At 68.5% G+C, this 10678-nt stretch carries 10 protein-coding genes and 1 other RNA gene; 1 reads left to right on the forward strand and 10 read right to left on the reverse strand.

Annotated elements, in window-relative coordinates; genetic code table 11:
* Positions 1-55: 55 nt before the first annotated feature.
* From ssrA to smpB, 3 genes are all read right to left on the reverse strand, one after another.
* Positions 56-427, reverse strand: a transfer-messenger RNA (tmRNA) gene (ssrA, locus tag HCT63_RS12155).
* A 62-nt stretch (positions 428-489) separates the two neighbouring features.
* Complete coding sequence (locus tag HCT63_RS12160; RefSeq protein ID WP_167004709.1) at positions 490-1365, reverse strand: amidohydrolase family protein; 876 nt, start codon at positions 1363-1365, stop codon at positions 490-492.
* Positions 1362-1841: an SsrA-binding protein SmpB gene (gene smpB / locus HCT63_RS12165; protein WP_167004712.1), complete on the reverse strand. Its 480-nt coding sequence runs from the start codon at positions 1839-1841 to the stop codon at positions 1362-1364. Before smpB ends, HCT63_RS12160 begins: the two co-directional genes overlap by 4 nt.
* Before the next feature lie 58 nt (positions 1842-1899).
* Here smpB and HCT63_RS12170 point away from each other — a divergent pair, with 58 nt between their 5' ends.
* Positions 1900-3303 carry an MFS transporter gene (locus HCT63_RS12170; RefSeq protein ID WP_208322397.1) on the forward strand — a complete coding sequence of 468 codons (1404 nt, stop codon included), beginning with the start codon at positions 1900-1902 and terminating at the stop codon, positions 3301-3303.
* Between the two features lie 6 nt (positions 3304-3309).
* Here HCT63_RS12170 and HCT63_RS12175 read toward each other — a convergent pair whose 3' ends face one another.
* From HCT63_RS12175 to HCT63_RS20275, 7 genes are all read right to left on the reverse strand, one after another.
* The gene (locus HCT63_RS12175) at positions 3310-4704 is read right to left on the reverse strand and encodes a M23 family metallopeptidase (RefSeq protein WP_167004715.1); all 1395 of its coding nucleotides are present in this window, start codon (positions 4702-4704) and stop codon (positions 3310-3312) included.
* Between the two features lie 90 nt (positions 4705-4794).
* A complete protein-coding gene (ftsX, locus tag HCT63_RS12180) occupies positions 4795-5715 on the reverse strand; it encodes a permease-like cell division protein FtsX (protein WP_167004718.1) in 921 nt (306 codons plus the stop codon).
* Between the two features lie 9 nt (positions 5716-5724).
* A complete protein-coding gene (ftsE, locus tag HCT63_RS12185) occupies positions 5725-6414 on the reverse strand; it encodes a cell division ATP-binding protein FtsE (protein WP_167004721.1) in 690 nt (229 codons plus the stop codon).
* A gap of 19 nt (positions 6415-6433) precedes the next feature.
* Positions 6434-7549: a peptide chain release factor 2 gene (gene prfB, locus HCT63_RS12190; protein ID WP_167004724.1), complete on the reverse strand. Its 1116-nt coding sequence runs from the start codon at positions 7547-7549 to the stop codon at positions 6434-6436.
* A 69-nt stretch (positions 7550-7618) separates the two neighbouring features.
* Positions 7619-9403: a sulfatase gene (locus tag HCT63_RS12195; RefSeq protein ID WP_167004727.1), complete on the reverse strand. Its 1785-nt coding sequence runs from the start codon at positions 9401-9403 to the stop codon at positions 7619-7621.
* Positions 9404-9493: 90 nt separating this feature from the next.
* Complete coding sequence (locus HCT63_RS12200) at positions 9494-10096, reverse strand: tetratricopeptide repeat protein (protein WP_243843001.1); 603 nt, start codon at positions 10094-10096, stop codon at positions 9494-9496.
* Complete coding sequence (locus HCT63_RS20275; protein ID WP_208322424.1) at positions 10093-10470, reverse strand: hypothetical protein; 378 nt, start codon at positions 10468-10470, stop codon at positions 10093-10095. The genes HCT63_RS12200 and HCT63_RS20275 overlap by 4 nt, the downstream gene beginning before the upstream one ends.
* Positions 10471-10678: the final 208 nt, after the last annotated feature.

Below are 10678 nucleotides of genomic sequence, written 5' to 3' on the forward strand. Positions count from 1 at the left end.
CACCGAGGCGCTCCCGGCCGTCAGCCGGGAGCGCCTCTGTGATGCGGGGACCTCATGGTGGAGCTGGCGGGAATCGAACCCGCGTCCTTCAGCGCAGAGGTAGGACTTCTCCGAGCGCAGTCTGCTATGTCGTTTTCTCAGCCCCGACGCTCGAACAGACACGTCGTCGACAGGCTCAGTCGCTGTGAATGTCCCCTGTCAGTCCCGCGACCGGACTAACAGAGCAAGCCTCCTAGCTGAGGCCGGTGACTGGGACGGAGGCGTTCCCAGGCCGACCCTTCACTTAGCTCGCCTCAGGCGGCGAGAGCGAAGTCAGTGCGCTTAGAATCGGCACTTATTGATTTCCAAGGAACGTTTACGAGATGACCTTGGATTCTCGGCTCGCTTCTCCTACGTCGTACGACCAAAGTCGAAACCGATCAGCCCCGCTGTGTAGTTGTCCCTGAAGGGTACCTGGTCCAACCGCCTCGAGACGAACGGTATTCCGGCTCACGCGTCGAACAGGGCCAAGCCGTTGCGCCACAGGACGTCACGCAGCCAGTCGTCACCCAGATCGAGCCGTACGAGGCCCTCGACCTGGTGCGCATACGCGTACGGGATGTTGGGGAAGTCCGAGCCCAGCAGCACCCGCGGCTGCAGGTCGCGCAGCCGCGCGAGAAGGTCGCGCGGGTACGGGGCGGTCTCTTCGGTGAAGTCCGTGAACACCATCGTGGTGTCGAGCCGCACCTGCGGATAGCGCTCGGCCATCGCGAGGAAGTCCTCGTACTCGGGGATGCCCATGTGCGCGACGATCATCGGCAGGTTCGGGAAGGCAGCCATCACCTTGCCGATCAGCTCGGGCCCCGTGTACGTCCCCGGCGCGGGTCCTGATCCGGCGTGCACGACGACCGGCGTCTGCGAGTCGCTCAGCGCACCCCACACGTCGTCGAGCAGCGGGTCGGTCGGGTCGAAGTCGCCGACCTGGACGTGGGTCTTGAACACGTCGACGCCTGCCTCGATCCGGGCCCGCACGTACGAGGCGGCCTCGGGCTCGGGATAGAACGTCGCCGACCGCAGGGCGTTGCCGTGGGCGGCGGCGAACTCGGCCGACCAGGTGTTGAGGTATTCGGCGATCCCCGGCTTGTGCGCGTACGGCAGCGCGGAGTAGCGCAGGACGCCGATCCGCCCGAGGTAGTCGGCGCGCTCCTCGACCGGCCAGCGATAACGGATCGGCCAGGGCCGTCCCGTCAGCGGACCGACTGCGTCGAAGTAGCCCCACACCTTGTCCATGACCCGCGGCGGGAGGAAGTGGACGTGGGTGTCGAACAGCCCGGGGATGCCCAGCTCTGCGGCGAATGCCGGGAGGTCGGCGTCCTCCAAGGTCATCCGGGCATGCCCTTCACCTTGCGCCCCACCTCAGCCTGGACCTCGCGGGTGGCTTGGCGCTCGGCGATCGCCTGGCGCTTGTCCCAGGCCTTCTTGCCCCGAGCGACAGCGATCTCGACCTTCGCGCGGCCCGACACGAAGTAGAGCGACAGCGGCACGAGCGTCACGCCCGGCGTCGACACGGCCTTCTCGATCTTCTCGATCTCGCGACGGTGCAGCAGCAGCTTGCGTTTGCGGCGCGCGGAGTGGTTGGTCCAAGTGCCCTGCGTGTATTCGGGGATGTGCACCCCGTGGAGCCACACCTCCCCGTTCTCGATGTCGGCCCAGCCGTCGGTGAGGTTGGCCCGCCCCTCGCGCAGGGACTTGACCTCGGTGCCGGACAGCACCATCCCCGCCTCGTACACGTCGTCGAGGTGGTAGTCGTGCCGCGCCTTGCGGTTCTGCGCGATCAGCTTGGTGCCGGTCTCCTTGGCCATTCCCCCATTGTCCCTGTCCTGTCCAGCACATTCACGGGCGGGCACGTACGGTCAGACCGTGGCGGACGCGCAGCGCGACACGCGGTGGAGCGCGCTGGTCGTGTGCCTGGTCGCCGGATTCATGACGTTGCTCGACGTCAGCATCGTCAATGTCGCCCTCCCCTCCATCCGCACCGGGCTCGACGCCACCGACTCGCAGATCCAGCTGATCGTCGCCGGCTACGCGCTCGCGTTCGGGATCGTGCTCGTCCCGGCGGGACGACTGGGCGACGCCATGAGCCGCCGTACGATCTTCTGCGTCGGGCTGGTTGTGTTCACCGCGTCGAGCGCCGTCGCCGGCGCCGCGTCCGACCCCGGCTGGCTGGCCGCCGCCCGGATCGTGCAGGGCCTGGGCGCCGGCCTCGTCAACCCGCAGGTGTCCGGGTTCATCCAGACGATGTTCCAGGGCGACGAACGCGGACGGGCATTCGGGCTGTTCGGCGCGATGGTCGGGATCTCGACGGCGGTCGGCCCCCTCCTCGGCGGTGTCCTGGTGTCGGTCGGCGGACCGGAGCACGGCTGGCGGTACGTCTTCTTCGTCAACGTACCGATCGGTGTCGTCGCACTGTTTCTCGCGCTGCGGTGGCTGCCGAAGGCGGAGAGCCGGCGGCGCGAGTCCCTGGACCCGGTCGGCGTGCTGCTGTTCGGCGTCGCGACGCTTCTCGTACTGCTCCCGATGGTGGAGGGCTCGCGCGGGGAGTCCCTGTCGACGCGCCCGTGGTGGCTGCTCGGTGCCTCGGCCGTTCTCATGGTCACCTTCGTCGCCTGGGAGCGCCGCTGGGCGCGGTCGGGGCGCGAGCCGCTCGTCGACCTCGCGCTGCTGCGCGTCCGGACGTACGTGCTGGGACTCAGCCTCGGCACGCTCTACTTCGCGGGGTTCACCTCGATCTTCCTGGTGCTCACCCTCTACCTCCAGAACGGGCTGGACTACAGCGCGTTCGAGGCCGGCCTGACCCAGATGCCGTTCGCCCTCGGGTCTGCGGCGGCCGCGGCGCTCGGCGGACGTCTTGTCGGCCGGTACGGGCGAGCACTCGTCGTGGTCGGCCTCGTCCTGGTCGTGGTCGGCCTGGTCGGGATCGACCTCGCCGTCCCTCACCTCCGCGACCACGTCGGGCTCACGCTGTCGCCTCTGCTGCTCCTCGCGGGCGTCGGTGGCGGTCTGGTCATCTCCCCCAACGTGACGATCACCCTGTCGGAGGTGGACGTCCGGCGCGCCGGTGTCGGCGGGGGGATGCTTCAGACCGCTCAGCGCGTCGGGAGCGCGATCGGCGTGTCGCTGGTCCTCGCCCAGTTCTTCAGCCGGCTCGCGGTCGACGGCGACTACGGGGAGTCCATGAGCCTCGCCCTGCGTACGACCGTCGCGTTCGTCGTGGGAGCCCTGCTGCTGGGCCTGGCCGACCTCGCGACCAGCAGGCGCCGCTGAGGGTGTCTAGAGCCAGTTCATCGGGTTCGTCGTGTCACCGTCGAGCATCACCATGAAGTGCAGGTGGCACCCCGTCGAATAGCCGGTGCTGCCGACGTACCCGATGATCTCGCCGCGGCTCACGCGCTGCCCCGCATAGGTGGAGTAGCGCGACAGATGGTTGTAGGTCGTGGCGACGCTGCGGCCGCGCTTCTGGCCGTGCGCGATGATCACGCGGTTGCCGTACCCGGCGTTGTAGTAGCGGTCCACGACGCGCCCTCCGGCCGCCGCTCGGACCGGGGTTCCGCAGCCGACCCCAAAGTCGGTGCCGTCGTGGAGCTTCCAAACGTGCAGCACGGGGTGGAACCGCATGCCGTACGAGGACGTGATCGGACCGTCGACGGGGTACGACAGCGCGCTGCCGCTGTCGCTGCCTCCTCCACCTCCGCCGTCCGACCCGCCGTTGCCGTCCGACCCACCGTTGCCGCCGGACCCGCCCGACCCGCCAGAGCCACTGGAGTTCTTGTTCTTGTTCGCCTCACGCCGCTTGCGATCACGCTCGCGCTGGGCCTCGAGCCGCTCCTGCGCGGCGATCGCCTTCAGCTTGCTCGAGATCTTGCCGCGCTCGGACTCGAGCGCTGCGAGCTCGGAAGCGTCGGACTGGCGTGCGGAGGCCGCGGTCGCTTGCGCGGACGCGTTGGTTGCGACCAGCTCACCGACCTTTGCTGTTTGCTCGCGCGCCGCCTGCTCGAGCCGCTTCTGCTCGGCGAGGTTGTCGGCAGCCTCCTTGCGCTTGACCGCCACCTCGTTGCGGAGCTTCTCGACCTTCTTGCGGTTGAGGTCCAAGATGACGCGAGTCGCGTCAAGCTTGTCGACCTTCGCAAGGCGTGCATCGGTCACAGCCCGGTCGAGACTGATCTGCTTGCCGTACGTGGCAGGGTCGACGCCGTCGACCAGCGCCGCGAACGCACGCATGCTCGGCGAGCCGCCCTGCAGCGACTCGACGGTCATCCGCTCGACCTCGCGGGCTGCCCTCTTCTGGCTGCGGCGGCCCTTCTTCGCCTCCGACTTCGCTGTCACCAGCGAAGCCTCCGCCTTGGTCAACGCGGCCTGCATGGCGATGTCGCGGGTCTGCGCGGTCGCGAGCCTGCTCTGCGTGGTCGCGAGTGCCGAGCGGGCGGCCGACAACGTGGCCTGCGCCGTCTGGAGCGCCTTCGTGGCAGCAGCGAGCCGGGCACTGGACTGGTCGAGCTCCGCCCGGGCTCCGGAGATCTCGGACTGGACCTCCTTGCGCCGGTGGTCCAGGTCGCCCTTCTCGTCGCCGGCGCTCGGGCTCGCGAGCGCGCCGGTCATGGCCACGACGACCGCAAGCGCGAGCGCCGTCCGCGTACGAGTACGCCGGGGAAGGACGGGTGAAGCCACAGGCCTACCTCTGGTCGGGAACGTTCCGTAGGCGACGCTAACCCTCAACTTGAACGAGAGGGTGCATTTCGTGCCGCCGGGCGTGCCGTCCTAGACCTTGAGGTAGCGCCTCGTCATCACCAGCGTCGGGACCAGCGCCAGCAGGAGCGCGAGGATGCTCGTGTAGCCCATCACCCCGATCGCCTCCTGCCACCTCACCCAGGTCGTCAGGCCCGCAAGCCGGTCGCGCAGGAACCCGTACACCACGAACTGCATGAACGCGGCCAGCCCGCCGCACGCGAGCGCGGCCGAGATCACGGCCGCGACCAGCGACTCGAGGATGAACGGCAGCTGGATGTGCCACGACGACGCGCCGACCAGGCGCATGATGCCGATCTCGCGACGTCGCGCGTACGCGGTCATCCGGATCGTGTTGGAGACCTGGAGGACGGCCGCGACGATGAGCAGCAGGGACGTGCCGAGCGCGGCCCAGCGCAGCTTCGACAAGACCTCGAACAGCGGCGCGAGCAGGTCGCGCATGCTGACGACGCCCGCAACCCCGTCGAGGCCGCTGACCTGGCTCACGACTCCCTCGAACTGGTTGGGGTCGCGCAGCGTCACCATGTAGGAGGTGCCGAACGACTCCGGCCCGAGCGCCTCGAGCTGCTTGCGCCCGTCAGCGTTCTGGCCGAGGTACTCCTGCGCCTGCTCGTAGTTGCGCTCCGGGCTCCAGCGCTCGAACGAGCGGACCTCGGGGTTGTCGTCGAGGGCGGTCTCGACGGTCTTCTCCTGCTCCGGGGTCGCCCGTCCGCCGACACAGGTGTCCGCGGAGGAGTTCTGGGTGCAGAGGTTGACCTGGATCTGGAGCCGGTCGCCGTAGTACTTCTCGGTCCGGTCGGCCTGCGTCTGCAGCAGCAGGCCGAGCGACGCGAGCACGAGCGAGACGCTCATCGTGACGACGAGCGACACCGTCATCGAAAAGTTGCGCCGAAGGCCCGTCGTGAGCTCGGAGAGGATGCTTCCCAGTGCCATCGGTCCTCGTCAGTCCTCGTAGCCGTACGCGCCGCGCGACTGGTCGCGCACCAGCACGCCACCGCTGAGCTCGATCACGCGTTTGCGCATCTGGTCGACGATCCCCGCGTCGTGGGTCGCCATGATCACGGTCGTGCCTGTGCGGTTGATCCGGTCGAGCAGCTTCATGATGCCGACCGACGTCACGGGATCCAGGTTGCCGGTGGGCTCGTCGGCGATGAGGATCATCGGCCGGTTCACGAACGCGCGCGCCACCGCGACGCGCTGCTGCTCACCGCCGGACAGCTCGTCCGGCATCCGCCCGCCCTTGCCCTCGAGACCGACCAGCTCGAGCGTCTCGGGGACGACACGGCGGATCTCCGTGCGCGGCTTGCCGATCACCTGCAGCGCGAACGCCACGTTCTCCGAGACGGTCTTGTTCGGCAGCAGACGAAAGTCCTGGAAGACGGTCCCGAGCTGGCGACGCAGCTTCGGCACCTTCCAGTTGGCGAGCCGGTTGATCTCCTTGCCCGCGACGTACACCCGACCCGTCGACGGGCGAGTCTCGCGCAGGACCATCCGGAGGAAGGTCGACTTGCCCGATCCGGACTGCCCGACGAGGAAGACGAACTCGCCCTTCTCGATCTCGAGACTGAGCTTGTCAAGCGCGGGTCTGGGCTGCCCCGGGTAGGTCTTGCTGACGTTCTCGAAGCGGATCACCGTGCGAGTGTACGCAGCGCTACTTGGCGGTGGCCTCAGCGCCACGCCGCCAACGGATACCTGCCTCGACGAACTCGTCGATCTCTCCGTCGAACACCGCCTGGGTGTTGCCTGTCTCCTGCTCCGTACGGAGGTCCTTGACCATCTGGTACGGGTTGAGGACGTAGGAGCGCATCTGGTCGCCCCACGACGCCTGGACGTCGCCGCGCAGCTCGTCGATCTGGGCGCGCTCCTCTGCCTTCTTGAGGGCGAGGAGCTTCGCCTTCAGGATCACCATGGCGCTCGCCTTGTTCTGGAGCTGGCTCTTCTCGTTCTGACAGCTCACGACGGTGCCGGTCGGAATGTGCGTCAGGCGGACGGCGGAGTCAGTCGTGTTGACGCTCTGGCCACCCGGGCCCGAGGAGCGATAGACGTCGATCCGGATCTCGTCCTCGGGGATGTCGATCTGGTCGGTCTGCTCGAGGACCGGGACGACCTCGACGGCCGCGAACGAGGTCTGACGGCGACCCTGGTTGTCGAACGGGCTGATGCGCACGAGCCGGTGGGTGCCCGACTCCACGGACAGCGTGCCATAGGCGTACGGCGCCTTCACCGCGAACGTCGTCGACTTGATGCCGGCCTCTTCCGCATACGAGGTGTCGTAGATCTCGACGACGTACTTGTGCTTCTCGGCCCAGCGGATGTACATGCGCTGCAGCATCTCGGCGAAGTCGGCTGCGTCGACACCGCCGGCACCGGAGCGGATGGTGATCAGCGCGTCGCGCGCGTCGTACTCGCCGGACAACAGCGTGCGGACCTCGAGGCCCTCGACGGCCTTCTGGACCCGTTCGAGCTCGGCATCGGCCTCGGCAAGGACGTCGGCGTCGTCCTCCTCGCGCGCCAGCTCCACGAGAACCGCGAGGTCGTCGAGGCGCTGGCGAAGACCGGTCGCTCGCTCCAACTCGGACTGCAGGGCCGAGAGCTTGCCGGTGACGACCTGGGCGTTGGCCTGGTCATCCCAGAGGTCGGGCGCAGCCACCTGCTCCTGCAGCTCCGCGACCTCCGCGCGGATCGCGTCGAGGTTGAGAACGGCCTCGATCGACGACATCGTCGAGTCGAGGGCCTTCAGTGCTGCGTCGTAGTCCCGTTGTGCCACACCGACGAGACTACCCGTCACCCCCTCGCGAGCCGCCCCAGGGCGCTGCGCGACAAAGCTGTTGAGGTCTCAGCGGGTCAGCGCGGCACACTCGGCGCGCTCGCAGTCCGCGAAGGCTTCGAGCTTGCGGAGGAGCGTCTGCACCGTCGGGTTATGGGGGTTGTAGACATTCGTGTGCTCGTACGCCCGCGGCCGCGACAGCCCTGTGTAGTACTCGTAGGTGTAGCCGGCAGGGTCGCCGCCCCGCGTGTCGTATCGGACGAGCATCGAGTCCGCGGACCGCACGGCCAGGTAGGAGGGTGTCTCGAGGCTGATCTTCTCGTTGTCGGGGTCGTTCACGTCGCGGACCGGGCGGGTGTGCTCCACGAATGCGTAGCGCGACCACGCGGCGCGTGGGTTGCGCAGGATCGGGAGCAACGACCGGCCGTCGCGGCGCTGGTCGGGGCGCAGGCCGGCGATCTGCTCGAAGGTCGACGAGAGGTCGATGTTCTGGACGACCTGGTAGCGCGGACCACGCACGACGCCTGGGCCGGCGATGATGAGCGGGACCCTGATGTCGGTGTCGTACGGCGTGGTCTTGCCGCGACCGAGCCGCTTGTGCCCGAGGTGGTAGCCGTTGTCGCTCGTGAAGACGAGGTAAGTGTCAGGCCCCACCGTCTTCATGACGGCACCGATCATGTCGTCGAGCGACTGCGCCATGCGGACGCGGTCGCGGTGATAGCGGCGCATGCGGTTGACGTCGGCCTTGCGGAGCTTGGCGGTCTGGCCGAACAGCGGAGCCGGGCGACCATCGGCATAGCGTGGCCGCGACGCCGCACGACTGGCGTTGAACCCGGGGGTCTTCGCGACGTCGATTTTGTCGCACCGGACCGGGCCGCAATCACCAAAGCGTCGCTTCGGGTTCTTCTTGGCCTTCTTGCCCTTGAGCGGCCGGTCGCGAAGCGCCGCCGGGAAGACGGGCTCGCCCTTGCGCACGATCTTTGATGCGCGGCTGTGGACGGAGGTGGGCGCGAGCTCGACGAAGTACGGGCGGCCGTCGCGCTCTGCTGAACGGAGGTAGCTGACCGCACGCCGGCGCAGCACGTCTGTCGAGTATTCCGTGGGACGGGTGCCGAAGGAGCGGGTCTGGACCGTACGGGCGCCTTGGATGCCCGAACCGTTCGACGCGAGGCGGTAGCCCCACATCGCGTAGAGGTTGCCGGTCAGGCCCTGGAACGTGCTCCATCCGGCCGGCGCAGCGCTCCCAGAGGTCCCCTGATAGTGGTTGATGAACTTGCCGAAGAAGCCGGTGCGGTAGCCGCCCTGCTGGCCGGACATCGCGTACGCGAAGGTCTTCTTGTTGTTGTCGGCCTTCACCCACGCGGCGTGGCCACCGATCGGGTTCGCCGGATCGGGGCCCGTGGTGTTGATGAAGACTTTGGAGTTGTGGGGGTACATGCCGGTCAGGAACGACGCACGCGACGAGCAGCACAGCGAGTCGACCACGAAGCTGCGGCGGAAGTCGGCACCTCGCTTCTGCAGCTTCTTGAGGTTCGGCATGTACTTCACGAGGGAGCTGTCGAGGTCATCGGCCATGATCATCACGACGTTCGGACGGTAGCGAGCGGCGCCTGCAGGGGCGGCGGCAGCAACGGTCCCGTGAGCAGGAGCGACCGCGGCGGGAGCGACCGCGGCGGGAGCGGCCACGGCGGGAGCGGCCACGGCGGCGGCCGCGGCGCCGGAAGCGGTCGTGCCTGCAGCCGTGCTCGCTGAGACGGGAACCGGCTCCTCGGCCAGCTTCACCGCTACGGCGACGGAGGCGACAAGCGTGATCGCGACAGCAACGACGGCCGCACGGCTACCAGGGACGCGCACGCGAAAACCTCCAGGAGGGGTGACGGGAGGCACAAGTGTACGACGACCCCCACCCAAAGGAGCCGCCATCGCGGCTCCTCTGGGGAGAACTCAGGGGGTTTCGAGCGCGTTGATTCTTTCCTGGGCGTCGGTGGCGTGCTGCGGATCCGCCGCAAGCGTGCGGTGGAACCACTCGAGCGCGTCCTGTGTGCGGCCGGCCTCGACCAGCGCGTCCGCGTACGCGTAGCGCAACCGGGCGAGCCAGGTGGTCGGGCTGCCGTGGTGAAGGGGCTCCTGCTGGAGGACCGCGAGAGCCGCGTCGACCTGCCCGAGGTCGCGACGCGCGCCGGCGGCGACGATCGCGGCCTCCACGCGGAGGTCGGTGTCCTCGAGCTTGTCACGCGCGTCGGCGATCACCTTGAGCGCACGGTCGGGACGACCGAGGGCGCGCTCGGAGTCCGCGATCAACGGGATGTGGTCGAAGCTCCCCGTCATGCGCTTGGCAGCACGCAGCTCGGCGAGCGCGTCGGCCCAGCGGCCGGCCGCGTACGCAGTCTCCCCCGCAGCCTCACGGATCACTCCGATCCGGGGTGCGAGCTCGCGCGCAGTGCGGGCGTGCTTATAGGCGAGATCAGGATCTTCGTCGATGAGGATCCCCGCAGCGACCAGGTGCGACGCGACGGCGTCGGCCTTGCCAGGAGTCAGCGACGTCAACAGACGACGGACACCCTTGTCGAGCTGGTCGGGGTGGACGCCCTCAGGGATCGGGGGGCCCTCGATACGGCGGGGAGCCTCGCGGTCGCCATCGCGGCGCGGACGATCAGGACGATCACCCTCGCGGCGAGGACCACGGGGGGCACCGTCACGAGGACCACGCTGCTGCCCATCACGGGAGCCACGCGGGCCACCGTCACGGGAACCTCCGCTGCGATCTGGTCGACCGCCGCCCGATCCCCCGGGGCGTCCCTGTCCACCCGGCCGTCCCTGGCCACGTCCGTTGCCTCCGCTGCCGCCACGGCCTCCGCCGCTCCCGCCACTCGGGCGGCCTCCACCGCTACGGCCCTGGCCTCCGCGGCCGCCTCCACCACGCTCGCTCATCAAATCAATCCTCCTGCGCTGCCTGCGCTCAGTCTTGCGTACATGCCCTCGTTCGCAAGGCTGTGCACACGTAAAAATGGGTCGTGGGTCGTTTCAACCACCCCGGTGAGGGGGTGGGAAACGACCCACGACCTGAAATATTGTCCGGCGGCGTCCTACTCTCCCACACAGTCTCCCGTGCAGTACCATCGGCGCTGA

This window comes from Mumia sp. ZJ430 (assembly GCF_011751845.1).
Classification (GTDB): domain Bacteria; phylum Actinomycetota; class Actinomycetes; order Propionibacteriales; family Nocardioidaceae; genus Mumia.